Raw genomic sequence first — 25,011 nt, 5'->3', positions numbered from 1 at the left:
GTTTTACTGGTTCGTGATCTTGTTGTCCCGAATGACCTTGCCCCAGCGCTCGAAATCCTGGCGCATGCGCGAGCCCGTCTGCTCGGGCGTGCCGTAGGCCGCGAAGGAGCCGACGCTTTCGAGCTTGTCCTGCACTTCCTTGTCGGCCAGCGCCGTCTTCAGCTCGGCGCTCATGCGGTCGACCACGTCCTTGGGCGTGCCGGCCGGTGCCAGCAGGCCGCCCCACGAGGTCGCATCGAAGCCCGGGAAGCCTTGCTCGGCGACAGTCTTCACGTCGGGCAGCAGGCTCACGCGCTTGCCGGAACCGACCGCAATCGCGCGCAGCGTGCCCGCGCGGATGTGCGGCATTACCGCCACCAGGTCCGAGAACATGGCCGGCACCTGCCCGCCGATCAGGTCGGTCACGGCCGGCGCGCTGCCGCGGTAGGGCACGTGCTGCATGTCGAACTTGCCGATGTTCTTGAGCTGCTCGGTCGTCAGGTGACCGAAGCTGCCTGCGCCGGCGGTCGTGTAGTTGAGCTTGCCGCCTTCGGCCTTGGCCTTGGCGATGAGCCCTTGCAGGTCGTTCACGCCGGGCAACGCCTTCGGATTGACCACCATGACGATCGGCAAGTCATACACGACGCCCACGGGCGTGAAGCTCTTGAAGATGTCGTAGGGCGTCTGGCCGTACAGGTGCGCGGCCAGCAGCGTGGGCGTGGCCAGCATCACGAAGGTGTAGCCGTCGGGCGCGGCCTTGGCCGCAGCCGCCGCGCCGATGGTGCCCGAGGCGCCGCTGCGGTTGTCGATCAGGATGTTCTGCTTCAGGCCCTGCGACATCTTCTGCGCCACGATGCGCGTGGCCACGTCGGTCGGGCCGCCGGGCGGGAAGGGCACGATGACGGTGATCGGCTTGGCCGGCCAGGCCTGCGCGAACGCGGCGCCGGCCACCAGGGGAAGGGCCAGAGCGATGAGCGCGCGGCGCGCGGGGTTGCGCAGGGAGCGGGGGAAAGGAAATGCCATGACTTTTTCAGGGAATCAGAGAGAGAGAAAGAAGGATCGCCTTCAGACGACGCCGTTCGTTTTCAGTTGCGCAAGCTTGTCGTCCGAGAGGCCGAGCAGCGACTGCAGCACCTCGTTCGTGCCTTCGCCCAGTTGCGGTGGCGCACTGCGCACCGGCAGCCGCTCGCCGTCGAAGCGGTAGGGCGGCGCCAGCACGTTGACCGTGCCGGCCACCGGATGCGGCTGCTCGGTGACAAGGCCGGCATCGGTCGCGCGCTTGGAGTTGAGCGCTTCCAGCAGGCCGAGCACCTCGCCGCAGGGAATGCCCGATTGCGTGAGCTTCGCGAGCAGGTCGGCGCGCTGGTGCTTGGCCAGTTCGGCATGCAGCTCCGGCAGCAGCACCGCGCGGTTTGCCGAGCGCAGGATGTTGGTCTTGAAGCGTTCGTCCGCCGCGAGGTCGGGCCGCTCGAGCACGTCGGTGCAGAAGCGCGAGAACTGGGCGTTGTTGCCAACAGTGATGACCAGCGGGCCATCCGCCGCGTCGAACACGCCGTAGGGCACGATCGACGGATGCGAGTTGCCGTAGCGCGGCGGGTCTTCGCTCATCAGCAGCGCCTCGAGGCCGTAGTAGGCCGTGATCATCAGGCCGCAGTCGAACAGCGCCATCTCCACATGCCGGCCCTTGCCGGTCTTCTCGCGCTGGTACAGCGCGGCCAGTACGGCCTGTGCCGAATACATGCCGGTGAACAGGTCGACCACCGCCACGCCGAACTTGAGCGGCGGCTGGTTGGCTTCGCCGTTCAGCGCCATCAGGCCCGCCTCGCCCTGCACCACCAGGTCGTAGCCCGGGCGCGCGGCCTCGGGGCCGGTGCGGTCATAGCCCGAGATCGAGCAGTAGATGAGTTTCGGGTTTTCCTTGCTCAGCTGTTCATAGCCGAGGCCCAGCTTGTCGATGCCGCCGAACTTGAAGTTCTGGATCACCACGTCGCACTGCCTGGCAAGATCGCGCGCAATCTGCTGGCCTTCGGGCGTCTGCAGGTCGAGCGTGATCGAGCGCTTGTTGCGGTTCACGCTGTTGAAGTAGGCCGTCTCGGTGTTGCCGACGCGCAGGCCCCAGTCGCGCGTGTCGTCGCCGCGGCCCGGGTGCTCGACCTTGATCACTTCGGCGCCCATGTCGGCCAGCACCATGCCGCACCAGGGGCCCGCGAGGATGCGGGACAGATCGAGAACGCGCACGCCGGCAAGCGGCAGCGAGGAATTCAGCATGGGCATGAGAGCAACTCCCTTGAAACGAGAAAGCCCCGCAGCGTGTGCGAGGCATGAGGTTGGCTGGATGCGGGCGGTGGCGTCAGGACGACGGGTTCTGTTTCTGGCGGCGCAACGCGGCGAAATCCGCCGTGCGTTTGCCAAGAAAGGCGCCAATGCCTTCGGCTGCTTCGGCATCCGCCTGCGACTCGACCATGTACACGGCCTCGGCCTCGAGCTGTTCTTCGAGCGTGGCGCGGTGCGCCTGGCGGCACAGCGTCTTGATGCGTGCGCTCGCGCGCTGCGGTCCGTTGGCCACCTTGGCGGCAAGTGCGATGGCCTCGGCCAGCGCGGCGCCCTTGTCCGTCAGCCGGTTGACCGCGCCCAGCGCATGCAGGCATTCTGCGGGCATGCGGTCGCCGGTGAGGCACATCTCGGTGAGCACCTGGCGCGAGACGAACTCCGCAAGGAAGGCGGTCGCGCCGCCGTCCGGCGTGAGGCCGACCTTGACGTAGGCCACGGTGTAGAACGCATCGCGCGCCGACACCAGCATGTCGCACGCCAGCGCCATCGACAGGCCCGCGCCGGCAGCGCCGCCTTCGACCGCGGCGATGATCGGCTTGCCGCAATCGCGGATCGCGCGGATCAGGTTGTGCAGGCCTTCGAGCTTTTCGCGGCGCTCCGAGACGGGCAGTTCGCGGCGCTTGGCCAGCAGGTTCAGGTCACCGCCGGAGCAGAAGAAATCGCCTGCGCCGGTGAACACGACGGCGCCCACTTCGGGGTCGTTCTCCGCATCGGTGAGCGCGGCCGAGAGTTCGGCGTACAGCGTCGGCGTGATCGCATTGCGCGCGCCCGGGTTGCTGTTGGTCAGGATGCGGACGGCGCCCTGCTGCGAGATGAGAACGGTCTTGTCGCTCATTGCACAGTCTCCTTGCCGAGCGCGATGTAGCGCTGCAGATGATGGTCTTCGTCGCCGAGCTGGTGGTCGATCATCACGAGCCGCTTGGCATAGTGGGGCAGCGGCAGCTCCCACGTCATGCCGATGCCGCCGTGCATCTGGATGCTTTCTTCCGCCACCAGCGCGCCGATGCGGCCGATGCTGAACTTGGCGGCCGACAGCGCGCGCTCCCGCGCGACACGGTCGGTGCCGTCGATGGCGGCTGCCGCGTTGATCACCGCCGAGCGTGCCTGCTCGATCTCGAGCAGCAGGTTGGCCATGCGGTGCTGCAGCGCCTGGAAGCTGCCGATGAGCGTGCCGAACTGCTTGCGCGTGCGCAGGTAGTCGAGCGTGGCGGTCTTGGCGGCTTCCATGGCGCCCACGGCCTCGGCGCACAGCGCGAGCACGCCGCGGCCGATCGCGCGTTCGAGCGTGGCAGCGCCTTGGCCTTCAGCGCCCAGCAATGCATCGGCGCCGAGCTTCACACCGTCGAGCGTGAGTTCGGCCACGCGGCCGCCGTCGATGGCGGGGCAGCCGCGCACCGTGAGGCCCGCGGTCTTCGCGGGCACGAGAAACAGCGAGATGCCCGCTTCGTCGTCGACGTTGCCGGAAGTGCGGACGGAGACGAGGAAAAGGTCGGCCTGCTCGCCCTGCGGCACGACAGCCTTGGCGCCGTTCAGCACCCAGCCGTCGCCGCTGCGCTCGGCCTTGGTTTGCACGCGCGTGCGCTCGTAGTGCGTGTCGGCCTCGTCGTGCGCGAAGGCCGCGACGGTCAAACCGTTGATGATGTCGCCGAGCTTTTCTTTCTGCGCTTCGCTGCCGGCGGCGCTGAGCGCCTCGCCGACCATCACCGCGCCCAGCAGCGGCTCCACCACGAGGCCGCGGCCCAACGCTTCGAAGACCACGGCAATGTCGAAGCCGCCGCCGCCGAAGCCGCCATCGGCTTCGCTGAACAGCGCGCCGATCACGCCGAGTTCGGCGAACTGCTGGAAGATCTCCTTGCTGAAACCGTGCTCGGACTTCGCAATGCGATCGCGCGCATCGAAAGCGTACTGCTCGGCGATGAAGCGGTTCAGGCTGTCGGCGAGCATGCGCCGGTCTTCGGTGTGTTCGAAGTTCATGTGCGTGTCTCCTTTACAGCCCGAGGATCATCTTGGAGATGATGTTCTTCTGGATTTCATTCGAGCCGCCGAAGATCGACAGCTTGCGGTTGTTGAAGTAGCGCGCGGCCGCGGCCGATGCGTAGGCCGGGCCGAAGGTGTCGCCGTCGAAACCGTCGTGCAGCGCTTCCTCGATGAAGGGCCGCCCGTACACGCCCATCGCGCGGCGGGCGAGCGACGAGATTTCTTGCCGGATCTCCGTACCGCGAATCTTCAGCATCGAACTCTCCGCACCCGGCACGCCACCGCCGGCCACGGCGGCAATCACGCGCAGGTTCGTCGTCTTCATGTTCTCCAGGTCGATTTCGACACGCGCCATGCGCGCGGCAAAGGCCGGGTCTTCCGCCAGCGGCTTGCCGTTCTTCGTCTGCGTGGTCGCAATGCCCTTGAGCTGTTCGAGCGCGGCCACCGAGAAGCCCACGCCCGCGATGTTGGTGCGCTCGTAGGTCAAGAGGTACTTGGCGCAGGTCCAGCCCTTGTTCTCTTCGCCGACCAGGTTTTCGGCCGGCACGCGCACGTCGGAGAAGAACACCTCGTTCACCTCGTGCTCGCCGTCCAGCGTGATGATCGGGCGCACTTCCACGCCGGGCGAGGTCATGTCGATCAGCAGGAAGCTGATGCCTTCCTGCTTCTTCGCCTCGCGGTTGGTGCGCACCAGGCAGAAGATCATGTTGGCGTGCTGGCCCAGCGTGGTCCAGGTCTTCTGGCCATTCACGATGTAGTGATCGCCCTGCGCATCGATGCCGCGCACGGCCGAGGTTTTCACAGCCGCCAGGTCGGAGCCCGCGCCCGGTTCCGAATAGCCCTGGCACCACCAGTCGGAGCCGTCGAGGATGCGCGGCAGCCAATGGCGCTTTTGCGCCTCGTTGCCGTACTTGATGAGCACCGGCCCGAGCATGTTCACACCGAAGGGCACGATGCGCGGTGCAAAGGCCAGCGCGCATTCGTGCTCGAAGATGAATTTTTCGACTGCCGTCCAGCCCGGGCCGCCGTACTGCTCGGGCCAGTGGTTGGCAAGCCAGCCGCGCGCGTTGAGGATGGCGTGCCATTCCTCCATGTCCGCCTTGGCCAGGATCTTGCCGCTGCTGACCTTGGCCGAGAGGCGTGCGGGCAGTTTGTCGGCGAGGAAGGCGCGCACTTCCGCGCGGAAGGCTTCTTCTTCGGGGGTGAAGTTCAGGTCCATGGCGTCGCTTCTTCCTAAGGGGTTCAGGCGTGGTTGAGGCTGTCGAAGTTCGCGCCGCGTTCGACCAGGTCGACCAGCAGCGGCGAGGGCTGCCAGAAGAGCGGATCTCGCTTCGCGAATTCGCGGATGTCGGCCAGCACCTTGGGCAGGCCCACGGTGTCGGCGTACTTCATCGGGCCGCCGCGGTGGCGCGGGAAGCCGTAGCCGTAGAGAAAGGTCACGTCCACGTCGAGCGGGCGCAACGCAATGCGCTGGTGCACCACGTTCGCGCCTTCGTTGATCATCGCGGCCATGTAGCGGCGCATGATTTCTTCTTCCGTGAAGGCGCGCGGCTCGATGCCGGCGCGCTCGCGCTCGGCGTCGATGATGGCCAGCACCTCGGGGTCGGGCACGCCGGTGCGCGCGCCTTCCGGGTACAGGTAGTAGCCGCGCTGCGTCTTCTGGCCGAACCAGCCGCGCTCGCAGATGCGGTCGGCAATCTGCACGTAGCGCGCCTCCGGGTTGCGCGTGGCCGCCTTGCGCTTGCGCGTGGCCCAGCCGATGTCGCCGCCCGCCAGGTCCGACACCTGGAACGGCCCCATCGGATAGCCGAAGTTGCGCACCGCCTCGTCGATCTGGTAGGGTGAGGCGCCGTCTTCCATCATGTGGTCGGCGGCCTGGCGGTACACCGCGAGGATGCGGTTGCCGATGAAGCCGTCGCACACGCCGGCACGTACGGGCACCTTTTTGAGTTTCTTCGCGAGCTCGAAGCCGGTGGCCACCACATCGGCGCTCACCTTGGCGGGCACCACGATCTCGAGCAGCTTCATGATGTTGGCCGGCGAGAAGAAGTGCAGGCCCACTACGTCCTGCGGGCGCTTGATGCTGGCCGCGATCTCGTCGATGTCGAGGTACGAGGTGTTGGTGGCCAGCACCGCGCCGGGCTTGCACACGCGATCGAGTTCGGCGAACACGGCCTTCTTCACGCCCATGTCTTCGAACACGGCTTCGACCACGATGTCGGCCTGCGCGAGTGCGTCGTAAGACATGGAGCCCGAAAAGCGCGCCATCACGGCGGCCTTGGCATCGGGAGTCATGCGGCCCTTCTGGATGAGGCCGTCGTACACCTTCTCGACATGCTGGCGGCCGCGCGCGAGGCTGGGCTCGTCGCGCTCGATCATGACGACGGGCAGGCCTGCATCGAGCATCGCCACCGCAATGCCCGCACCCATGGTGCCGCCGCCGATGATGCCGGCCGATTCCAATTGACGCGGCTTGGCGGCCTTTGTCTCGGGCGCCTTCAGCACTTCGCGCTCGGCGAAGAAGGCGTGGATCAGGCCGGCGCGCTGCGGGCTGTCGATGCACTGCAGGAACAGCTTGCGCTCCAGCGCCATGCCTTCGTCGAAAGGCAGCGTGAGCGCGGCCTCGACGGCTTCGATGATCTTCATCGGCGAGAACAGGCCACGGCTCTTCTTGGCGGTGTCGACGCGTGCAGCTTCGAGGGCGGCGCGGCTAGCTTCGGCATCGGCCAGCGCGGTGGCTTCGCGCGTGCGGCGCACTGGGGCCTTGGCGGCGACGAGTTCCTTCGCGTAGGCCAGGCCTTCGGCGCGCGCATCGGCTTCGGTGCCGAGGCGGTCGACGAGCCCGAGCGACAGCGCTTCCTTCGCGCCCGCATGGCGGCCGCTGAGCATCAGTTCGAGCGCGGCCTTCACGCCGACGAGGCGCGGCGCGCGCTGCGTGCCGCCCGAGCCGGGCAAGAGGCCGAGCTGCACTTCGGGCAAGCCCAGCTTGGCCGAAGGTGCGGCAAGGCGGTAGTGCGCCGACAGCGCCACTTCGAGCCCGCCGCCAAGTGCTGCGCCGTGGATGGCGGCAATCACAGGCTTCGTGCAGTTCTCGATCTTCAGGCACACCTCGGGCAGCGACGGCGGCTGCGGCGTCTTGCCGAACTCGCGGATGTCCGCGCCCGCGATGAAGTTGCGGCCCGCGCCGACGATCAGCACCGCAGCGGCAGCGCTGTCGGCTTCCGCCGCTTCGATGGCGGCCACGAGGCCGCGGCGCACATCCACGCCCAGGGCGTTGACGGGCGGGTTGTCGATGGTCACCACGAACACGTCGCCAAGACGCTCGAAGGTGACAGGACCGGAAGACGTGGAAGGGGCGGGAGTGGTGGTGGCCATGTGCTTGTCTCTTGCGTTGGCGGGCCCTGCGGATGCGGATGCAAGGCGAGGGGCCCGAGGCTCTGGGGTGAACCCCGCATTCTTGGCCCGCACCGCCGCTTTGACAATTGCATAGATGGTTGACAGACTGTCAAAGAATTTTTGACACAATGGCCGCATGGACCTCCAATCGCTCACCCTGCTGGTGGAAATCCTCGATGCCGGCAACCTGAGCGCTGCCGCCCGCCGGCTGAAGATGAGCCGCGCCAATGTCAGCTACCACCTGAACCAGCTGGAGCGCTCGGTTGGCGCACAGCTGGTGCGGCGCACCACGCGGCGGGCCGAGCCCACCGAAATCGGCCTGCGCCTGTACCAGCACGGCGTGGCCATCCAGACCGAATTGCTGGCCGCGCGGGAATCGGTCACCACGCTGGGCGAGGGGTTGCAGGGGCGCGTGCGGCTCAGCGTGCCCAGCGGCTACGGCCAGCTCGTCATGGCCGACTGGCTGATCGACTTCAAACGGCAGTACCCCGGCATCGTGCTCGACGTGGTGTTCGAGAACCGCATCGAAGACCTGCTGCGCGACGAGGTCGACATTGCCATTCGCGTGGTGCCCGAGCCGCCGCAGAACCTGGTGGCGCGGGAGCTGGGGCCGGTGCGCTACGTGGCCTGCGCCTCACGCGACTACGCGGCGAAGCACGCGCTGCCCACCCAGCTCGACGAACTGCAGGGCGCGCCGGTGGTCACGGCCGCCGTCATCGGCCGGCAACTGCGCGTGTCGGCCTACCAGGGTGAGACCCGGCGCGAAGTGATTTTGGAACCGACGCTGATTTCAGAAAACTTTTTGTTCCTGCGCCAAGCCATTCTCGCGGGGCTCGGCATCGGCTTGGTGCCCGACTACGTGGTGAACGAAGACATCCGTCGCGGCGAGGTAGTGACCACGCTCGACGACTGGCGCCTCAGCATCTTCGGCACGCAGATGTTCATGCTCTACATGCCCAACCGGCAGCACACGCGGGCGATCCGGACATTCATCGATTTCATTCTGGAACGGGTGCGGCCGCCCGCAACGGACTCGGCCGATCAATCGCAGCGGTAAGTGACTTCGCCGACGACCGGCGCGCGCGGGCCCTTGGGGTCGAGATAGCGCAACGGAGCGCCGAAATTGCGGCAGTAGGCCTCGGCGTCTTGCGGGCTGGGCGACTTGAACACGCCGTCGCCCAGCCAGACAACGCGCGGTGCGGTGGTTCCCGATGCGCATCCTGCGGCAAGGAGGACGACCGGAACAAGCAGGAAGAGGGTGAGAGAGCGTCGCATCGGAAAGGAAAGCGCATGGTTAGCGCACGGGAAGAGGAGGCGTTCGACTTTAGCCTGCCGTGTCGATGTTCTGGTGAGCCCCGATCGGGCCGGGTGACCACCGGCATGTTTTCTGCTGTACTCGCGGCATGAACGATGCCCTTTTCCATGCCCGGATGCAGCTCACGGCGCAGCCGTTGACGCAGCAGGCCTTTGCGCCCTACGGCACGGTACTGGCCGCGCCCGCGAACGCAGGCCGCTCGATCAACGGCGGCAATGCCGAGCGTTTCGACCTCGTCGACGACCTGCAACTCGGCGCCAAGGACGGACGAGCGATGCTCGCGCTGTTCCGCGCGCAGGCACGCCGCTTTCCACACGAGGTCACGGAGATGGAGCGCCACGCGCTCGGCAGCCAGACCTTCGTGCCCCTGGGCGAAAGACGTTTCGTCATCGTCGTGGCGCAGGCCGGTAAAGCGCCTTCGGCCGATGCACTCGCTGCGTTTGTCACCAACGGCCTGCAGGGCGTAACGCTTGCGCCCGGCACCTGGCACCACGCGCTGCTGGCGGTGGATGCGGGCGACTTCGTGGTGGTGGAACGCGCCGGCCAGCACGTCGATTGCGACACCTGTGCGGTCGGGGCGCCGGTGATCGTCGGCTGGAAAGGCTAGGCGCCTTTGCTGCCGGCGGGCTTGTTCTTCAGGCTTTGCGCCACCAGAACGGCTTCCCGTGCCAAGGTCGCCAATGCCTCGTGGTGTCAACCGGCCGCAGGAGCCAGCCCTGTGTCGACTGCGGCGCCGGCCTGATCGAACGGACGCAAGTGCTTCCCGAGATAACGGGTCTTCCAGAACGATACGGGTTGGCTATGTGACCGTTTCCCGAAATGGCTCAGCCGTGATCTGGAACTCATCTTCATAGACGATATACCCAGGTCTTTCGGTTCGAAGTGTGTCGACGACGATGCCATGCGCTTCCAGGATCTGAATCAGTTCGTGCATCTTCGAGATGTGTTCGATAGCCGTGTCCTTGAACCAGCTCAACGCCACTTTCTTTGCATGCGGCTTGGACGACCTGGTAAAGCTGCGTGGCTTCCTGAGGTGCTTTCGAAACCACTCGTAGGTTCCGTCGTACTGCGCTTGCTCGTGCTCGAGAAGAACCCCTTCGTACTCAAGGTCGGACAGCGCCTGGAAGAGCCCTTGCCGTCGACCCGAATCCTGATCGTTCTTGTGAATGACGAAACGTACGAGCATGAGTGCGTCGCATCGTATCCAGCCTCGTCGCGCGACGGCAAGGACTTTGGCCGCACCAGCTCGCGATGTGTTGCGCCCGCGAGTCAGCCTTGCCGCTAGAGGGTTCCACCGTCCGGCCAATTCTCCCAGTGCGTGTTCGGCTCGAGCGTGGGCTGGTAGTGCGAGACATCCCCGGTGACCAGGACCTTCGCCAGTTGCTGAAAGGTCGGCGAATTGCTTGGCCGGTGCTCTTCATCGACCACATCGGGGTGGTGCCACGCTTCAAGTTGCAGGATCTGCTGCATTTCCGGGAGGACACTCACTCGGCGTTCCGAGGCGCTTGCCAGCACGTCGTCGCGGTGCGTGGCCGCGAGGGCGCGGCAGAGTTCGAAGGTGTATAGCCGTGCCGTTTCGAGCGGCACGATGCCCTGGGTGTGGACGTCCGTGACGGTTGGTGCCGACACTGCCTTGCCTCGCAATCTCAATTTACACGGGCCATTGGAGGCCCACTCCGGGTTTTCCGGGTCCTGCCATTCGCCTTCCTCGATCGGGTAAACGAAGCGCGATTCGTTGTGCGGGTTGTGCGCCAGGTACTTCTCATAGGCTTCTCTGCTGGCGTAGTTCGCTTCCTCGTTGCGGTTGTGCAGTCGGCTGGCAAAGGTGTGCACGTGCGTGTCCGGAATGCCCGCCCGGGGCGAAAAGCCGAACACTTCGATCACCATCGCCCAGTCCTCACTCGAGCGGTACAGCGACATCCGCGTGGCCGCGAGGTAGACGTAGCCGTTGTCCAGCATCGGGAACACGTAGCTCTCGCAACACCGGTCGAGGACGGAAAGGATGTCGGCTTCTTGGCAGTTCAGCATGGGACGCGGCTCCGGTATTGGCTTCGGGGTCGACTCTAGCGCCTGAGACCGCCGCGGCGCGCAGCGCGCTCAGGCCGCGATGCGCTGCGCCAATGCAATCAACGACCGGTCCGAACCCGCCGGACCGAGCAGCGAAATGCCCAGCGGCGCACCCTCGCGTTGCGCGAGCGGCATCGACAGTTGCGGAAATCCGCTGAGGCCCGCGATGCACAGCATCTGGATCGCGCGGTTGCGGTAGTCCTCCAGGCCGGCTTCGCTCTCGCTGCGCAGCGGCGCGATGTCGGGCATGGTCGGCATCAGCAGCACGCCGTCGGTGCCCAGCAGCACGGCCAGGTGCGCGCGGAACGCGGTGCGAAAGACGCGCGCGGCCGCGACCTGCGCATCGGTCACCTCGCGCGACCACGCAAAACGTTCGGCCACGCCAGGGCCCAGCGGCGGTGCGTAGCGCTCGATCAGCGGACCGTCGGTAAGCCAGGCCTCGCGCGACTGCAGGTAGCGAAAGTTCCAGTACATCGCATCGAACGATTCCATTGCCACTGTCGTGCCCTGCGCGGGTCCGAGCAGGCCTTGCACACGGTCGATCACGCCTTGCAGCGCCTTCGTCGCGGCGGGCGCGGCCAGGCCCCACATGTCGTCGGGGCCCAGCAGACGCACGCGCTCGGGCAGGGCCGATGCGTCGGCGCCCAGCAGCACGTCGGCCACGCGCGCAAAGGTGCCGATGTCGCGCGCGAACCAGCCGCAGGTGTCGAAGCTCGGCGCCAGGTCGAGCGCACCCTCCAGGCTCACGCGGCCATGCGTCGGGCGCAGGCCATACAAGCCGCAGTGGTTGGCCGGTGCACGCACCGAGCCGCCGGTGTCGGTGCCGAGCGCAAAGTCGCAAAGGCTCGACGACACCGCCGAGGCGGACCCCGACGACGAGCCGCCCGTGATGCGGTCCTTGGCCGCGCCGTTGACCGGTGCGCCGAAGTGGGCGTTGTTGCCGTTCATCGAGAACGCGAGTTCGTCGGTCACGGTCTTGCCCGCGAAGCGCGCACCCGCATCGAGCAGCTTCTGCACGGTAGGCGCGGTGCGGGTCTTGATGCCCGACATCGCCAGCACGATCGGGCTGCCGCCGCCGGTGGGATAACCGGCCACGTCGAACAGGTCTTTCGCCGCAAAGCTCAGGTCGGCCAGCGGACCGGTGGGCGCATGCGGCACCGGCGCGTCGGGGTACGGAACGAAGGCGTGGGCGGGGTCGTGCAGGGGCATGGCGTGTTGTCGTGTGTGGGTGCAGTGCGGGTCAGGCGACCAGCGTGGGCGCAATGGCTGCTGCGGCGTCGGTGTGGATGCAGCGCGCGCGGTGGTTCGGCGCGAGCTCGACCACTGGCGGCTGCGCGGCGCGGCAGGCATCGGTGGCGAGCGCACAGCGTTCGGCAAAGGCGCAGCCGGGCGGCAGTGCCGAGAGATCGGGCGGCGCCCCGCCGATGGTTTCGAGCCGTGCGCCGCGTGCCAGGGCGCCATGCGCGCGGCTCTTGAGCAGCGCGATGGTGTAGGGGTGGCGCGGCGAGCGGATCAGCTCGCGCGCAGTGCCTTCCTCGACGATGCGGCCTGCATACATCACGGCGATGCGGTCGGCCACCTCGACCGCGGCGCCGATGTCGTGCGTGACGAAGATCACCGACAGGCCGAGGTCGCGTTGCAGCTCGCGCAGCAGCAGAAGGATCTGGATCTGCACCGTGGCGTCGAGCGCGGTGGTCGGCTCGTCGGCCAGCAACAGCTGCGGCCGGCAGGCCAGCGCCAGCGCGATCATCGCGCGCTGCCGCATGCCGCCCGACATCTCGTGCGGATAGGCCGCAAGGCGCCGCTCGGGGCTCGGGATGCGCACGCGCTCGAACAGCGCGAGCGCACGCTGATGCGCCTCGACTGCCGTCACCTTCTTCTCGTGCCGGCGGATCGACTCGACGATCTGCGCGCCGACCGAATACACGGGGTCGAGCGCAAGCAGCGGCTCCTGGAAGATCATCGAAGCGACCTTGCCGCGGAAATCGTCGAGCTCGCGCGCCGGCATCGCGAGCACGTCGCGCCCGGCCACCTGCACCTGCCCGCCCATGCGCGTGCGGCGCTCGGGGTGCAGCCGCAGCAGCGTGCGCATGGTCACGCTCTTGCCGGAGCCCGATTCGCCGATCAGCGCGACCACTTCGCCGCGCTGCACTTCCAGGCTCACGCCGCTGACCGCATGCACGGGCTTGCGGCCGCCGCTGAAGGTAACGCTGAGGTCGCGCAGGCGGACCATCGGCTCGGCGGAGGAGGATGAAGAAGATGGGTTGTTGTTCATCGTGGTCTTCATGCGTTCACGCGGCCCGGGCCAGCGTCGCGGCCATCGGATGCCCGCTGCCAGGCTCGTGGACAAGGCAACTCGCCGCGTGCCGCGCGCCGGTGGCGATGGGCTCGGGCACCACCTGGCTGCACACCGGCGCGGCCAGCGCGCAGCGCGGATGAAAGCGGCAGCCCGAGGGCGGGTTGATCGGATTCGGCGGGTCGCCGGCCAGCGCCGCTTCCTCGGTGCGGTTGTCGGGGTCCATCGAGGGCATCGACGAGAGCAGCGCGCGGGTGTAGGGATGCGCCGGCGCATCGTAGAGTGCGTCGGCCGGCCCGATCTCGGCCACCTGGCCGAGGTACATGACCATGACGCGGTCGCTCACGTAGCGCACCACGTTGAGGTCATGGCTGATGAAAAGATAGGTCAGGCCGAACTCGGCCTTGAGGTCGAGCAGCAAGTTGATGACCTGCGCTTCCACCGATTTGTCGAGCGCCGACACGGCCTCGTCGAGAATCACCATGCGCGGCTGCAATGCGAGCGCGCGCGCAATGTTGACCCGCTGGCGCTGTCCGCCCGACAGCTCATGCGGATACCGTTCGGCAAAGCGCTGCGGCTCCAGGCCCACGCGCGCGAGCAGGTCGCGCGCACGCGCCACCGATTCACGCCGGCTCACGCCGTGCACCTGCGGGCCGAAGGCGACCGAGTCCTCGATGGTGAGGCGCGGGTTGAGCGAGGCGTAGCTGTCCTGGAACACCATCTGCACCTGCCGCCGAAACTCCTTGAGCGGAAGTTCGCGGCCACCGACTTCGCGGCCGTCGAACACCACTTCGCCCCGGGTTGGTGCAATGAGCTGCATCAGCAGTCGTGCGGTGGTCGATTTGCCGCAGCCCGATTCGCCGACGACGCCGAGTGTTTCTCCCTTGAGCACCTCGAAGTCGACGCCGTCGACCGCGCGCACCAAGCCGCCGCCGCGGCCCAAAGGGTCCTTCTTGAGCGGGAAGTGCTTGACCAGGCCGGTGATGGTGAGCAGCGGTTGTGCGGGGCCGCCGATGTCTTTCAGTGCGTCCATGCTGTCCTTGGTTGCTCTTGTTTTTGGCGCTGCTGTTCTTGGCGCTCTTGTTCGGGGCGGGTGCAAAGGCCACCGGGTACTCCCCTCCGCGAATGTCCCCCGTCGGCGGGTGCGCACCCCGAACGCTCCCCAACGCGGCGAACAAAGAAAGCGCCCATCCTCAACCCTTGTTGTCCATCGCCGACCGCAACCCATCGGACAGGAGATTGAAAGAGATCGATGTAATGAAGATCATCGCTCCGGGCAACGCAGCAACCCACGGCTGCACATAGATCGCAGTGCGCAGCGTGTTGAGCATCAGGCCCCACTCCGGCTCCGGCGGCTTTACGCCCAGGCCCAGGAACGACAAGCCCGAGGCCAGGATCATCGACACCGCGATCAGGCTCGTGGCGTACACGAAGATCGGACCAAGCACATTGCCCAGCACATGCACCCGCACGATGGTGAACGGGTTCGCACCCGAGGCCCGGGCCGCCTCCACATAGTCGCGCGTGCGCACCTGCGTGGTCACGCTTTCGGCCACGCGCGCAATCTGAGGAATGAACACGATGGTCAGCGAGATCAGCGAATTGACCACGCCCGCACCCAGCGTGCCCGACAGCGCGATGGCCAGCAGCACCGACGGGAAGGCGTAGAACACGTCGATGGTGCGCATGATCAGCGTGTTGGTAAGGCCGCCCGCATAACCCGCGACGATGCCGATCATCGTGCCCAGCACGAAGGCGCAGATCACCGGCGTGATGCCGATGAACAGCGAGAGCCGGGCACCGACGATCAGGCGCGACAGCATGTCGCGGCCCAGCTCGTCGCTGCCAAGCGGCAGGCCTTCGGTGCCGATGGGCTTGAGCCGCTTGAGCATCGACGAAGCGTAAGGGTCGGCCGGCGCGAGCCAGGGGCCGAACACGGCCAGGCCTATGAGCAGCAGCACCACGAACGCGGCTCCCATGGCGACCGGATCGCGCGTGAAGCGCAGCAGCGCCGACGTCCAGTAGCCGCGCGAGCGCTGCATCGGCAGCGGCTTCACATCGGCGGCTGCAGCAGGAGAAGAAGGGATGGGGAGTGCGCTCATGGTGGTCAGGCCCGCGCAATCCGCGGATCGAGCATGGTTTGCAGCACGTCGACCAGCAGGTTCAGCAATACGAAGAACAGCGCCAGCACCAGGATGGTTCCTTGCAGCAACGGCAGGTCGCGCTGGAAGATCGCGGAGTTCAGGAGAAAGCCGGTGCCGGGCCAGGAGAACACGGTCTCGATCAGGATCGAGCCGCCGAGCAGGTAGCCCAGCTGCAGGCCCATCACGGCCAGGGCGGTGGGCGCCGCGTTCTTCACCATGTGGCGGAACACGCCGAAGTGCGTGAGGCCCTTGGCGCGCAGGCCGACGATGAATTCCTGGTCCAGGATGTCGGCCACCAGCGCGCGCACCGTGCGCGCGATGATGCCCATGGGAATCACCGACATCGTGAGGGCCGGCAGGATGAGGAACTGCACATGCTCCCAGTCCCACGCCCAGTCGCTCGAGCCGCCCGGCCCCGCCCCGGTGGCCGGCAGCCACATGAGCTGCGACGAGAACACGATCACCATCACCATGCCCAGCCAGTAGTGCGGCACGCTCACGCCCAGCACCGACAACATCGAGGCGAAGCGGTCGAGCCACGAGTTGCGGAAGTAGCCGGCCACGAAGCCGAACAGGCAGCCCAGCACAAAGCCGATGAACGTAGCCACCACCGCCAGCCGCAGCGTGTTGCCCACGGCCGTGAACACCTCGCCCGCCACCGCGCGGTTGCTTGCAATGGACACGCCCAGGTCGCCGTGCAGTGCGCGCCAGATCCACATCGCGAACTGCTCGGGCAGCGAACGGTTGAAGCCGTAGAGCTCGCGCAGCTGCGCCTGCAGGTCGGCCGAGGCATCGGGCGGCAAGATGGACACCAGCGGATCGCCGGGCGCGATGTGCACGAGCAGGAAGCACACCAGCGCTACGCCGATCATGATCGGCACGGCGTAGACCACGCGGCGCAGCAGATAGGCCAGCATCAGTCCATCGTCATGGTTGCAATGTCGATGAACCAGCTCTTGGGCTGCACCACGTTCTTGACCTTGGCCGACATCGCGCGCGGGCCGACGTCATGCGCAATCCAGACGAACGGTGCGTCGTCGACGATGTGCGCATGCAGCTTGGCCAGCGCGCCGTCGCGTGCCTTGTCGTCGAAGCTGGTGCGCGCATCGGCCACCAGCTTGTCGACCTCGGCGTTGCCGTAGTAGCCCCAGTTGTTGGACACCGGCGGGAAGGTCTTGGTGCTGACGAAACGCACCATGGCGAAGAACGGGTCCATCGCCGCGAAGCTCACGTTGGTGGCGTTGGCACCGTTGGCCGAGGGGTCCTTCACGCCCTTGCGCCAGTTGGTGAAGAGCGTGTTCCATTCGATCACGTCGAACTCGACATCGAAGAAGCACTGCTTGAGCGACTGCTGCGCAAACTCGTTCATGGGCAGCGGCTGCATCTGGCCCGAGCCCGAGGCGGAGATCTGCACCTTCACCTTGATCGGCTTGGCGGCCGAGTAGCCCGCCTGTGTCATCAGCGCCTGGGCGGCCTTCACGTCGTACTTGATGTCGAACTTGGGGTTGCCCCACCACGGGTGGCCGGGCGGCACGGTGCCCTTGGGCTCGGCCATCATGCCGCCGAGCAGCTGCTTCATGCCGCCGCGGTCGATGCACAGGTTGGCGGCCTGGCGCACGCGCTTGTCGAGCCAGGGCGAACCTTCGGCAAACGAAAGCTGCCAGGGCCACACGTGCGGTTGCGCGTTGGAGTAAATCTTGAAGCCGCGCTGCGTGATCTGCGGCATGGCGTCGGGCGCGGGGGCTTCGATCCAGTCGACCTGGCCGCCCAGCAGCGCGGCGGTGCGCGCGTTGGCTTCGGGCATCGGCAGCATCACGACCTTGTCGATCTTCGGCACGCGCTTGGGATCCCAGTAGGCCTTGTTGGCGGCCAGTTCGAGCCGCTCGCGGGCCACGAAGCGCGTGACCTTGAACGGGCCCGAGCCGGCGGGGTCGGCGGCAAAGGCGGTCCATGCGGCCTTGGCCTTGTCGGCGGGCGTCGCGCCGGCTGCGGCGTCGAACTTCTTCTGCCACTGCGCGGGCGAGGCCATGAACAGGTTGGTCAGGTTGATCGGCAGGAACGCATCGGGCTCGCTGGTGGTGAGCTCGACCGTCATGTCGTCGATCTTGCGCGCGGTGCGCAGCGTCGGCATGCGCGAGGCGGTCACGCCCACCTGGCTGGGGTCGAACTGCGGGGCGTCCTTGTCGAGCACCTTCTGCACGTTCCACACCACAGCGTCGGCAGTGAAGGCCGAGCCGTCATGGAACTTGACACCGGGGCGCAGCTTGAAGACCCACTTGGTCTTGTCCTTGGCATCGACGGCCCAGGAGGCGGCCAGCGCCGGAATCAGCACGCTCGGCGCATCGGCCTTCGACAGGTCCCACTGCGTGAGCGAGTCGTAGATGGGAATGCCGGTGAAGCGGTTGCCCTCGAAGCCCTGGTCGGGCTGGCCCAGGGTGCGCGGAATGTCGGCCGCGGTCATCGCGATGCGCAGCGTTTTCTCCTGGGCCAGGGCCGGCGTTGCGAAGGCCAAGGTGGCGAGCGCCGCGCAGGCGGCCAGGGGTTTCAGGATCAAGGCGGGAACAGCACGCTTCACATGGAACTCCTAGGGATGAAAAGGCAAAAGGTGTCGAACCGGTGGTGAAGCACGACGTGTGCCAGCCGTGGTCTTCAGGGCCAGGCCCAGGCCATCTCGCGGCGGGCGCAGCGCAGGTCCATCTCGTATTCCATGTCGACGATGGGCGGGCGCGCGAGGTGCCAGGTCAGGCCGGTCGTCAGGGCGCCGCGCTGCACGATCTCGTCGAACACCAGGGCGCCGATGTCGTGCGTGGTGTAGGCCTGCACGGCCGATGCGTCGCTCCAGCCGAAACCCAGTGCCGCGAGCCGGCGCTCCATCTCGGTCATCACATAGGCCAGCTTGGCGCGCATGCCCTCGGTGCTGGTGTCGCCCAGGCGGACCATCACGTCGCGGTAGCTCGCGTGGCCGTCGGGCGCCTCGCCGCCGCCGGACACCACGAAGCTCGGCGGGCCGGCGTCGTCGTCGGCCGGCACCGTGTACGAGAAGGCCTGGAACGCCGGCGTCGCGGGTGCGCCCAGGCGCGGGCAGACGTTGGTGCGCGCGACCGGGTTGCGCTCGCCGCGCACGAGGCCCCAGCTTTCGAGCGTGCCGGCATAGAGCCGGTTGAAGTCATGAAAGCCGCGTTCGGAGAACGGCGCGGGCGAACGCAGTTCGCACCCGCACAGCGCCGCGAGCGGCCGGCCGATGGCGGCCAGGTGGTTGGCGATGGCGTCGAACCCGTCGGCCAGCGGCACCGCCTTCTGGAAGCGCACCCGCTCGATCGCGAACCCCGGCTGTGCGGCCACGCCGGCCGAATACTGGAACACGCCTTTCACGTAGCGGTAGCCGCCCTCGGGAAAATCCACCACCTCAGTCGCAGTCTTCATGCAGCCTCTCCAAGTCAGCGCTCAATGTAGGGAGCGCCGGCTCCGGCGGGAAGGCTGATTCCGGCACGCCGCTGTTGCCGGAATCAGAACAGGCGGGCGCGCCGCCGCCGTAGCGGCGCATGCTGGCCGACAGTATTTCGAGCAGCGCGCGCGCAGCCGGGGAGAGCCGGTGGGCGGGCATTGTGAGCAGGCTGGTTGCCGTGGCCGCAAAGTCGCGCTCCTGCAGCGGCACCGCGCAAAGGTCGCCGTTCGACACCTCGTGCAGCGCGGCATAGCGCGGCAGGAAGGTGGCCAGATCGCTGTTGCGCACCACGCCCTTGGCCATGTCCAGCGTGCTGGTCTCGATGACGAGCTCCAGCGCAACCTGCGTCTGGCCGGCGATGCGGTCCACCAGGTGGCGGATCTGGAACGAGCGGTCGGGCAGCGCCACGCGCTGGCCCGCCAGCTCCTGGAAAGACACGCTGCGCCGCCGCGCGAGCGCATGCGTCGGCGCCACCACCACGCACAGCGGCTGCTCGAGTCGCGCATGCTCGCGAAACGCATGGCGTTCCGGAAGGTTGAACGCCAGCGCGATGTCGACGCGGCCCTCTTGCAGCGCCTCCAGCACCGCGCGCGAGCCGACCACCGAGGCCACCACCCTGACCTGCGGATGCCGCTTCTGGAAGCGCGCAAGGTTGTTCGAGAGAAAGTGGCCGACCATGCCCTCGATGCTGCCGATGCGCACCACGCCGCAGGGCTGGCCCACCAGCTCCTGCAGTGCGCCGCGCAGTGCCGTGCTGTCCTGCAGCACCCGCTCGGCATGTGCGAGGACCAGTTCGCCGGCCGGCGTCAGCACCGTGCGGTTGGCGCGGCGGTCGAGCAGCGCGGTCTGCAGCTCGCCCTCCAGGTTGGCGATCTGCCGGCTGATGGCGCTCGGCGCCACGCCCAGCTGTTCCGCCGCCCGGCGCAGAGAGCCGGCGCGCGCGGTCTCGCGGAAGTAGAGCATTGCCGTGGAAAGCATCGTGGTGTTCCTTTTCGTGTTCCGGATCGCGCAACCCGGCCGAACCATCGGCCGTTCGGCGCACCACGTCAAGCAACGGGCGTGCCGCAGGGGCCGATGCGACAATCGTCTCCCCATGACAGACACCCTCACCATCACCCGCCCGGACGACTGGCATCTGCACGTGCGCGACGGCGCCGCGCTCGAAGCCGTGGTGCCGCACAGTGCGCGCCAGTTCGGCCGCGCGCTGATCATGCCGAACCTGCGCCCCCCCGTGACCACCGCGGCGCAGGCCACGGCCTACCGCGACCGCATTCGCGCAGCGGTGCCTGAAGGCACGGCCTTCGAGCCCGTGATGTCGCTCTACCTGACGGACAAGCTGCCGCCCGAAGAAATTGCCCTGGCCGCCCAGGCCGGCGTGCGCGCGCTCAAGCTCTACCCGGCCGGCGCCACCACCAACAGCGATGCCGGCGTGACCGACATCCGCCACACCTACAAGACGCTCGAAGCCATGCAGAAGCACGGCCTGCTGCTGCTGGTGCACGGCGAAGTGACCGACCCGGCCATCGACCTGTTCGACCGCGAGGCTGTGTTCATCGACCGCGTGATGATTCCGCTGCGCCGCGACTTCCCCGAACTCAAGGTGGTGTTCGAGCACCTCACCACGAAAGAGGGCGCTCACTACGTGCGCGACGCCGGCCGCTTCACGGCCGCCACCATCACCGCGCACCACCTGCTGTACAACCGCAACGCCATCTTCACCGGCGGCATTCGCCCGCACTACTACTGCCTTCCCGTGCTCAAGCGCGAAACACACCGCGTGGCGCTGGTCGAGGCCGCCGCCAGCGGCAGCGACCGCTTCTTCCTGGGCACCGACAGCGCGCCGCACCCGGCGCACCTGAAGGAACATGCGCTCGGCTGCGCCGGCTGCTACACCGCGCTGACCGCCATCGAGCTCTATGCCGAGGCCTTCGACAGCGTGGGCGCGCTCGACAAGCTCGAGGGCTTTGCGAGCTTCCACGGGCCCGACTTCTACGACTTGCCGCGCAACAGCGGCACCATCACGCTGAAGCGCGAAAGCTGGACCGTGCCCGAAACGGTGCCTTATGGCGACGCCACGCTCAAGCCGCTGCGTGGTGGTGAAACCGTCGCCTGGAGACTCGCATGACACCCTCGCTGCGCGTGATGCTGCTGATCGATGCCGACAACGTTTCGGCCGACGTGATCGAGCAGGCCGTGCAGCGAACGATGTCCGAGTACGGCGCGGTTCATGTGCGCCGTGCCTACTGCAACGCCGAAACCGCACTCAAGCAGCAGGCGCTCTTCAAGCGGCTGTCGGTGCGGCCGATGGTCAATATCTCGGCCGGCAAGAACAGCACCGACATCGCGCTCGCCGTGGATGCCATCGATCTCGTGATCGCCGAGCGTCCCGACGTGGTGGTGCTGGTGTCTTCCGATTCCGACTTTGCGCCGCTCGTGATTCGCCTGCGCGAAAAGGGCTGCCGCGTGTGCGGCCTCGGCCAGCAGGGCAAGACCGGCGAAGAGACCGTGACGGTCTACGACGAGTTCACCGACCTGCGGCACCACGGCGCGCCGGTTGCGCCGCGCGCCGCGCCGGCGAAGAAGGCAGTGGCCAAGGTGGCCGCCAAGCGCGCACCCGCCAAGACCGAGAAGAAGAGCGCGGCAGCGCCGGCCCGCAAGACCGCGGCCAAGACGCCGGCCCGAAAGACCGCCAAGGCGGCGAAGCCGGCACAGGCACAGCCGCAACCGCCCTCCGAGGCCGCCGAGTTCATCCTGCAGGCCGCGCCCGCGCTGCGCGGCGGCACCGATGTGCCGCTCAACGACGTGGCCCAGGCCCTGCGCGCTGCCGGGCTGCTGGGCAAGCACGGCAGTTCGCTCAAGCTGTTCGACAAGCTCCCAGCGGAGTTCACTGTGCTGCAGCACCCCGACCGCATCCGCTGGACAGGGGCTCACGCGCCTTGAGCCTGGCGGCGATCGACTGGGCGCAGCCGTGGCTCGCGCCTTATCGCGCCATCGGCGAGGCGGCAGCCCTCGCCGCACTTCACACCACCACGGTCGCGGCCGCGCTGCAGCAGAGCGCGGCGCCGGACTCCTCGCCCGTCTTCGTGCCGCAGCTGGACCTGCCCGCGGGCCTGGCGTACGAAGCGCACATCTTCCAGACCGGCACCGTGCCGACACGCGACAACCTGCACGACTTCTTCAACGGGCTGGTCTGGCTGGCGTTCCCCGAAACCAAGCGCCGCCTCAACGAGCTGCAGGCCGCGGAAATCGCCCGCAGGGGCATCGCGTCCACGCGCGGCCCGCTGCGCGATGCGCTCACGCTTTTCGACGAGAACGGCGCCGTGCTCGATGCACCCGCCGCGCTATGGAAAGCACTGGCCGCGCGCGACTGGCACACCCTTTTCGTGACGCAGCGCGCCTTGTGGGCCGAGGCGCGGCTGCTCGTGTTCGGCCACGCGCTGCTCGAGAAACTCACCACCCCGCGCAAGGCGGTCACCGCGCACGTGCTGCTGCCTGCGCCGGGCGCGGGCGGGTTGCCGGCGCCCGACGACCGGGCACTGGCCCGCAGCCTCGATGCGGAATACCTGGCGCAAAAACCTTTTGTTCCGCTGCCGGTGCTGGGCGTGCCCGGCTGGTGGCCGGAGAACGAATCGGCGGATTTCTATGACGACCCGAAGGTCTTCCGACCCGGGCCGTAGAACTTTTGCTCCTATCATCGCTCTACCCGCGAGCCGCCGTGCAGGCCGTCTTCAGAACCAAACAACAATGGAAGAAGGCCACCACACATTGCACGGCTTGAAGAGGGCCATCCGGTCCTCATCTATGCGGCAGCGTTCCCCCACGGAGAATTCAACTTGAAACGTATCCTTCTGTTCGTTTTGACCAATGTGATGGTCGTTGCGGTGCTCGGCATCGTTGCCAGCCTGCTCGGCGTCAACCGCTTTCTGACGGCCAACGGGCTGAACCTGACGGCACTGCTCGGCTTTGCGCTGATCATGGGCTTTGGCGGCGCGATCATTTCGCTGCTCATCAGCAAGCCCATGGCCAAGTGGACGACCAAGCTGCACATGATCGACAACCCCCAGACGCCCGACGAGGCCTGGATCGTCGGCACCGTGCGCAAGTTTGCCGACAAGGCCGGCATCGGCATGCCCGAGGTCGGCATCTTCGAAGGCGAACCCAACGCCTTCGCCACCGGCGCGTTCAAGAACTCGTCGCTGGTGGCGGTGTCCACCGGCCTGCTGCAGGGCATGACGCGCGAAGAGGTCGAGGCCGTCATCGGCCACGAGGTGGCACACATCGCCAACGGCGACATGGTGACCATGACGCTGATCCAGGGCGTGATGAACACCTTCGTCGTGTTCCTCTCGCGCGTGATCGGCTATGCGGTCGACAGCTTTCTGCGCCGCGGCGACGACCGCTCGTCGGGCCCCGGCATCGGCTACTACGTGAGCACCATCGTGCTCGACATCGTGCTGGGCTTTGCGGCTGCCATCGTGGTGGCATGGTTCTCGCGCCAGCGCGAATTCCGCGCCGACGCCGGCGCTGCCGCGCTCATGGGCCAGAAGCAGCCGATGATGAACGCGCTGGCCCGCCTTGGCGGCCTGCCGGCCGGCGAACTGCCCAAGGCGGTGGAAGCCATGGGCATCACGGGCAGCATCGGCAAGCTCTTTGCCACGCACCCGCCGATCGAAGAGCGCATTGCGGCGCTGCAGAACGCGCGCTGATCTTCCGCGTAAAAAAAAGCCGCCACGGTTGCCCGTGGCGGCTTTTTTACTGGAGTCGAGGCTTCGTCAGTACGAACGCAGAGAAATGCCCCAGCGCCCGGCCACGCGGGTGGCAATCCAGAGATTGCGGTGCGTGCTGAGCACCGTGCCGGCCTCGTCTTCACGCGTGTAGGTGACGACGAAGTGCACCTTGTCGGCGCTGGCCAGCACGGCTTCCTTCGACTGGTAGCGCGTACGGCGCCAGCCCGAAGCCCTGAGCTTCTCGAAGAAACCGGCCGGATGGTTGCCGGGCGCCTGCCATTCGAGGCGGTCGGCACCCGAGAGCATCACATGCGGAAAGTGAAGCTCGCCGTCCATGCCCGCGGTGTCGCAGGCATTGAAGCGCTCGGTAAAACGGTCGAGGCAGGCGGAGGCTTCGCGAATCGCATCCGCATCCGCCGCGCTCCCGGATGCGGGAGGCGCAACGAAGTCCGCGAAGTCGGTCACGGGTACGGGGGAGAAAAAACGGGGGGCGATCAGCCCGCCGGAGCAACCTGCTGCCGGTCGGCCCGGGCGCGTGCGAGCGTGCGGCCCACTTCGTCGGGGTTCATGCCGTACATCTCGGCGAACTCGTGCTCGTTGCTGCGGCCGCTGGCCTCGAAGGCGCGCAGCAGCGCTTCGCGCTTGGCGGCCTGCTGCGCCAGTTCGGCCAACGCCTCGTCGAGCACGGCATTGGTTTCTTCGTCGCGCGAGCGCACCAGCACCGCGTAGGCTTCGCGGTCGAGGCCCGAGGCTTCCACGGCGCGGGCGATGCGTGCCACCAGCTGCGGGCGCAGGTCTTCGCCGCTGCGCTGCACGCGGCGGCGGTGCAGCTCGAGGATGGCGTGGTGCACGTGCTCGGGCGCCACAGGTTCCACCACGTTGCCGTCGAGGTCGTGGCGCGCAAGGCCCGCCGCCACCGCTTCGAGATAGCGCGTGGAGCGCGCGTGCAGGCCCAGCGCGACCTTCAGCTCGTCTTTCTTGAAATCGTCCGGGTGCTTTTCGAGCAGGTCCTGGAACACGCCGAGCTTGAGCGGCAGGAAGCGCGCGCCGAACATGTTGGGATAGAGCTCGAACAGTTTCTCGAGCGCCGGATGCACCTTGCGCGAGCGCTGCGGCTGTTGTGGCTGCTGCTGCGCGGCCTGCTTGGGCTTCTGCTTTTGCTGCTGTTGCCGTGGCTGGCGCGGCGGGCGTGGCGACCGGGGCGGGCGTCCGTCGGCTTGCGGCTGCTGCTGGGCGGCGCCCTCGGCTTCCGCCGGCTGGACTTCCTGGATTTCTTCTTGAGGCATGGCGGTGTCGGTCATCGGTCGGTTCTTGTCAGGTTGGCAGCAGGCGTG

General features: G+C 67.3%; 25 protein-coding genes. 6 read left to right on the top strand and 19 right to left on the bottom strand.

What is annotated here, in order from left to right:
• Nucleotides 1-3: 3 nt before the first annotated feature.
• The 6 genes from ABIC94_RS13910 to ABIC94_RS13885 all read right to left on the bottom strand — a co-directional run bounded on the left by ABIC94_RS13910 (nucleotide 4) and on the right by ABIC94_RS13885 (nucleotide 7,662).
• Nucleotides 4-1,002 (bottom strand): Bug family tripartite tricarboxylate transporter substrate binding protein, encoded by a 999-nt coding sequence (locus ABIC94_RS13910; RefSeq protein WP_354373585.1) that lies wholly within the window; start codon nucleotides 1,000-1,002, stop codon nucleotides 4-6.
• Nucleotides 1,003-1,044: 42 nt separating this feature from the next.
• Nucleotides 1,045-2,253, bottom strand: coding sequence for a CaiB/BaiF CoA transferase family protein (locus ABIC94_RS13905; protein WP_354373584.1), 1,209 nt, complete (start codon nucleotides 2,251-2,253; stop codon nucleotides 1,045-1,047).
• 76 nt (nucleotides 2,254-2,329) lie between these two features.
• Entirely contained in the window at nucleotides 2,330-3,145 is an 816-nt protein-coding gene (locus tag ABIC94_RS13900; RefSeq protein ID WP_354373583.1) for an oxepin-CoA hydrolase, alternative type, read from the bottom strand.
• On the bottom strand, nucleotides 3,142-4,284 hold the full coding sequence (locus ABIC94_RS13895; RefSeq protein WP_354373582.1) for an acyl-CoA dehydrogenase family protein: 1,143 nt from the start codon (nucleotides 4,282-4,284) through the stop codon (nucleotides 3,142-3,144). The genes ABIC94_RS13900 and ABIC94_RS13895 overlap by 4 nt, the downstream gene beginning before the upstream one ends.
• 13 nt (nucleotides 4,285-4,297) lie before the next feature.
• Nucleotides 4,298-5,506, bottom strand: coding sequence for an acyl-CoA dehydrogenase family protein (locus ABIC94_RS13890; protein WP_354373581.1), 1,209 nt, complete (start codon nucleotides 5,504-5,506; stop codon nucleotides 4,298-4,300).
• Between the two features lie 23 nt (nucleotides 5,507-5,529).
• Nucleotides 5,530-7,662: a 3-hydroxyacyl-CoA dehydrogenase NAD-binding domain-containing protein gene (locus tag ABIC94_RS13885; protein ID WP_354373580.1), complete on the bottom strand. Its 2,133-nt coding sequence runs from the start codon at nucleotides 7,660-7,662 to the stop codon at nucleotides 5,530-5,532.
• Nucleotides 7,663-7,819: 157 nt separating this feature from the next.
• Here ABIC94_RS13885 and ABIC94_RS13880 point away from each other — a divergent pair, with 157 nt between their 5' ends.
• Nucleotides 7,820-8,740: a LysR family transcriptional regulator gene (locus tag ABIC94_RS13880; RefSeq protein ID WP_354373579.1), complete on the top strand. Its 921-nt coding sequence runs from the start codon at nucleotides 7,820-7,822 to the stop codon at nucleotides 8,738-8,740.
• Here ABIC94_RS13880 and ABIC94_RS13875 read toward each other — a convergent pair.
• Nucleotides 8,725-8,958 carry a hypothetical protein gene (locus tag ABIC94_RS13875; protein ID WP_354373578.1) on the bottom strand — a complete coding sequence of 78 codons (234 nt, stop codon included), beginning with the start codon at nucleotides 8,956-8,958 and terminating at the stop codon, nucleotides 8,725-8,727. The genes ABIC94_RS13880 and ABIC94_RS13875 overlap by 16 nt on opposite strands.
• A 128-nt stretch (nucleotides 8,959-9,086) precedes the next feature.
• On the opposite strand from ABIC94_RS13875, the gene ABIC94_RS13870 reads away from it, so the two are divergent.
• On the top strand, nucleotides 9,087-9,605 hold the full coding sequence (locus tag ABIC94_RS13870; RefSeq protein ID WP_354373577.1) for an ureidoglycolate lyase: 519 nt from the start codon (nucleotides 9,087-9,089) through the stop codon (nucleotides 9,603-9,605).
• 192 nt (nucleotides 9,606-9,797) lie between these two features.
• On the opposite strand, the gene ABIC94_RS13865 is transcribed toward ABIC94_RS13870, so the two are convergent.
• From ABIC94_RS13865 to ABIC94_RS13820, 10 genes are all read right to left on the bottom strand, one after another.
• Nucleotides 9,798-10,184: a hypothetical protein gene (locus tag ABIC94_RS13865; protein WP_354373576.1), complete on the bottom strand. Its 387-nt coding sequence runs from the start codon at nucleotides 10,182-10,184 to the stop codon at nucleotides 9,798-9,800.
• 95 nt (nucleotides 10,185-10,279) lie between these two features.
• Entirely contained in the window at nucleotides 10,280-11,026 is a 747-nt protein-coding gene (locus ABIC94_RS13860; protein ID WP_354373575.1) for a DUF7003 family protein, read from the bottom strand.
• Between the two features lie 69 nt (nucleotides 11,027-11,095).
• Nucleotides 11,096-12,274, bottom strand: a complete 1,179-nt coding sequence (locus ABIC94_RS13855) for an amidase (protein WP_354373574.1) — start codon at nucleotides 12,272-12,274, stop codon at nucleotides 11,096-11,098.
• Nucleotides 12,275-12,305: 31 nt separating this feature from the next.
• Entirely contained in the window at nucleotides 12,306-13,298 is a 993-nt protein-coding gene (locus ABIC94_RS13850) for an ABC transporter ATP-binding protein (protein WP_354373729.1), read from the bottom strand.
• Nucleotides 13,299-13,356: 58 nt separating this feature from the next.
• On the bottom strand, nucleotides 13,357-14,394 hold the full coding sequence (locus ABIC94_RS13845; RefSeq protein ID WP_354373573.1) for an ABC transporter ATP-binding protein: 1,038 nt from the start codon (nucleotides 14,392-14,394) through the stop codon (nucleotides 13,357-13,359).
• A gap of 160 nt (nucleotides 14,395-14,554) precedes the next feature.
• Nucleotides 14,555-15,463, bottom strand: coding sequence for an ABC transporter permease (locus tag ABIC94_RS13840; RefSeq protein WP_354373572.1), 909 nt, complete (start codon nucleotides 15,461-15,463; stop codon nucleotides 14,555-14,557).
• A gap of 5 nt (nucleotides 15,464-15,468) precedes the next feature.
• On the bottom strand, nucleotides 15,469-16,422 hold the full coding sequence (locus tag ABIC94_RS13835; RefSeq protein ID WP_354373571.1) for an ABC transporter permease: 954 nt from the start codon (nucleotides 16,420-16,422) through the stop codon (nucleotides 15,469-15,471).
• Nucleotides 16,422-18,080, bottom strand: coding sequence for an ABC transporter substrate-binding protein (locus tag ABIC94_RS13830; RefSeq protein WP_354373570.1), 1,659 nt, complete (start codon nucleotides 18,078-18,080; stop codon nucleotides 16,422-16,424). Before ABIC94_RS13830 ends, ABIC94_RS13835 begins: the two co-directional genes overlap by 1 nt.
• 74 nt (nucleotides 18,081-18,154) lie before the next feature.
• Entirely contained in the window at nucleotides 18,155-18,928 is a 774-nt protein-coding gene (gene cnbZ, locus ABIC94_RS13825; RefSeq protein ID WP_354373569.1) for a 2-amino-5-chloromuconate deaminase CnbZ, read from the bottom strand.
• Nucleotides 18,912-19,928, bottom strand: a complete 1,017-nt coding sequence (locus ABIC94_RS13820) for a LysR family transcriptional regulator (RefSeq protein WP_354373568.1) — start codon at nucleotides 19,926-19,928, stop codon at nucleotides 18,912-18,914. Before ABIC94_RS13820 ends, cnbZ begins: the two co-directional genes overlap by 17 nt.
• Nucleotides 19,929-20,043: 115 nt before the next feature.
• On the opposite strand from ABIC94_RS13820, the gene pyrC reads away from it, so the two are divergent.
• The 4 genes from pyrC to htpX all read left to right on the top strand — a co-directional run bounded on the left by pyrC (nucleotide 20,044) and on the right by htpX (nucleotide 23,656).
• The gene (gene pyrC / locus ABIC94_RS13815) at nucleotides 20,044-21,075 is read left to right on the top strand and encodes a dihydroorotase (protein ID WP_354373567.1); all 1,032 of its coding nucleotides are present in this window, start codon (nucleotides 20,044-20,046) and stop codon (nucleotides 21,073-21,075) included.
• Entirely contained in the window at nucleotides 21,072-21,890 is an 819-nt protein-coding gene (locus ABIC94_RS13810; RefSeq protein WP_354373566.1) for an NYN domain-containing protein, read from the top strand. Before pyrC ends, ABIC94_RS13810 begins: the two co-directional genes overlap by 4 nt.
• The gene (locus tag ABIC94_RS13805; RefSeq protein WP_354373565.1) at nucleotides 21,887-22,627 is read left to right on the top strand and encodes a DUF3025 domain-containing protein; all 741 of its coding nucleotides are present in this window, start codon (nucleotides 21,887-21,889) and stop codon (nucleotides 22,625-22,627) included. The genes ABIC94_RS13810 and ABIC94_RS13805 overlap by 4 nt, the downstream gene beginning before the upstream one ends.
• A 156-nt stretch (nucleotides 22,628-22,783) precedes the next feature.
• Nucleotides 22,784-23,656, top strand: a complete 873-nt coding sequence (htpX, locus tag ABIC94_RS13800) for a protease HtpX (protein ID WP_354373564.1) — start codon at nucleotides 22,784-22,786, stop codon at nucleotides 23,654-23,656.
• A 66-nt stretch (nucleotides 23,657-23,722) separates the two neighbouring features.
• Here the strand turns inward: htpX and ABIC94_RS13795 are convergent, their stop codons facing one another.
• Together ABIC94_RS13795 and ABIC94_RS13790 are read right to left on the bottom strand one after the other, a co-directional pair.
• Nucleotides 23,723-24,142, bottom strand: coding sequence for a hypothetical protein (locus ABIC94_RS13795; protein ID WP_354373563.1), 420 nt, complete (start codon nucleotides 24,140-24,142; stop codon nucleotides 23,723-23,725).
• Nucleotides 24,143-24,171: 29 nt separating this feature from the next.
• On the bottom strand, nucleotides 24,172-24,978 hold the full coding sequence (locus ABIC94_RS13790; protein WP_354373562.1) for a ProQ/FINO family protein: 807 nt from the start codon (nucleotides 24,976-24,978) through the stop codon (nucleotides 24,172-24,174).
• Nucleotides 24,979-25,011 lie beyond the last annotated feature (33 nt).

The sequence above is a fragment of the Variovorax paradoxus genome, assembly GCF_040544635.1.
Taxonomy (GTDB): Bacteria; Pseudomonadota; Gammaproteobacteria; order Burkholderiales; family Burkholderiaceae_C; genus Variovorax; species Variovorax paradoxus_R.
Note: the sequence above shows the minus strand (reverse complement) of the source record. Positions and strands in the feature narration are given on the sequence as shown.

Excerpts from the sequence above, each read along its gene's own strand:
- ABIC94_RS13910 (WP_354373585.1), bottom strand. The coding sequence starts at position 1,002 with ATGGCATTTCCTTTCCCCCGCTCCCTGCGCAACCCCGCGCGCCGCGCG.
- ABIC94_RS13905 (WP_354373584.1), bottom strand. The coding sequence starts at position 2,253 with ATGCCCATGCTGAATTCCTCGCTGCCGCTTGCCGGCGTGCGCGTTCTC.
- ABIC94_RS13900 (WP_354373583.1), bottom strand. The coding sequence starts at position 3,145 with ATGAGCGACAAGACCGTTCTCATCTCGCAGCAGGGCGCCGTCCGCATC.
- ABIC94_RS13895 (WP_354373582.1), bottom strand. The coding sequence starts at position 4,284 with ATGAACTTCGAACACACCGAAGACCGGCGCATGCTCGCCGACAGCCTG.
- ABIC94_RS13890 (WP_354373581.1), bottom strand. The coding sequence starts at position 5,506 with ATGGACCTGAACTTCACCCCCGAAGAAGAAGCCTTCCGCGCGGAAGTG.
- ABIC94_RS13885 (WP_354373580.1), bottom strand. The coding sequence starts at position 7,662 with ATGGCCACCACCACTCCCGCCCCTTCCACGTCTTCCGGTCCTGTCACC.
- ABIC94_RS13880 (WP_354373579.1), top strand. The coding sequence starts at position 7,820 with ATGGACCTCCAATCGCTCACCCTGCTGGTGGAAATCCTCGATGCCGGC.
- ABIC94_RS13875 (WP_354373578.1), bottom strand. The coding sequence starts at position 8,958 with ATGCGACGCTCTCTCACCCTCTTCCTGCTTGTTCCGGTCGTCCTCCTT.
- ABIC94_RS13870 (WP_354373577.1), top strand. The coding sequence starts at position 9,087 with ATGAACGATGCCCTTTTCCATGCCCGGATGCAGCTCACGGCGCAGCCG.
- ABIC94_RS13865 (WP_354373576.1), bottom strand. The coding sequence starts at position 10,184 with ATGCTCGTACGTTTCGTCATTCACAAGAACGATCAGGATTCGGGTCGA.
- ABIC94_RS13860 (WP_354373575.1), bottom strand. The coding sequence starts at position 11,026 with ATGCTGAACTGCCAAGAAGCCGACATCCTTTCCGTCCTCGACCGGTGT.
- ABIC94_RS13855 (WP_354373574.1), bottom strand. The coding sequence starts at position 12,274 with ATGCCCCTGCACGACCCCGCCCACGCCTTCGTTCCGTACCCCGACGCG.
- ABIC94_RS13850 (WP_354373729.1), bottom strand. The coding sequence starts at position 13,298 with ATGGTCCGCCTGCGCGACCTCAGCGTTACCTTCAGCGGCGGCCGCAAG.
- ABIC94_RS13845 (WP_354373573.1), bottom strand. The coding sequence starts at position 14,394 with ATGGACGCACTGAAAGACATCGGCGGCCCCGCACAACCGCTGCTCACC.
- ABIC94_RS13840 (WP_354373572.1), bottom strand. The coding sequence starts at position 15,463 with ATGAGCGCACTCCCCATCCCTTCTTCTCCTGCTGCAGCCGCCGATGTG.
- ABIC94_RS13835 (WP_354373571.1), bottom strand. The coding sequence starts at position 16,422 with ATGCTGGCCTATCTGCTGCGCCGCGTGGTCTACGCCGTGCCGATCATG.
- cnbZ (WP_354373569.1), bottom strand. The coding sequence starts at position 18,928 with ATGAAGACTGCGACTGAGGTGGTGGATTTTCCCGAGGGCGGCTACCGC.
- ABIC94_RS13820 (WP_354373568.1), bottom strand. The coding sequence starts at position 19,928 with ATGCTTTCCACGGCAATGCTCTACTTCCGCGAGACCGCGCGCGCCGGC.
- pyrC (WP_354373567.1), top strand. The coding sequence starts at position 20,044 with ATGACAGACACCCTCACCATCACCCGCCCGGACGACTGGCATCTGCAC.
- ABIC94_RS13810 (WP_354373566.1), top strand. The coding sequence starts at position 21,072 with ATGACACCCTCGCTGCGCGTGATGCTGCTGATCGATGCCGACAACGTT.
- ABIC94_RS13790 (WP_354373562.1), bottom strand. The coding sequence starts at position 24,978 with ATGACCGACACCGCCATGCCTCAAGAAGAAATCCAGGAAGTCCAGCCG.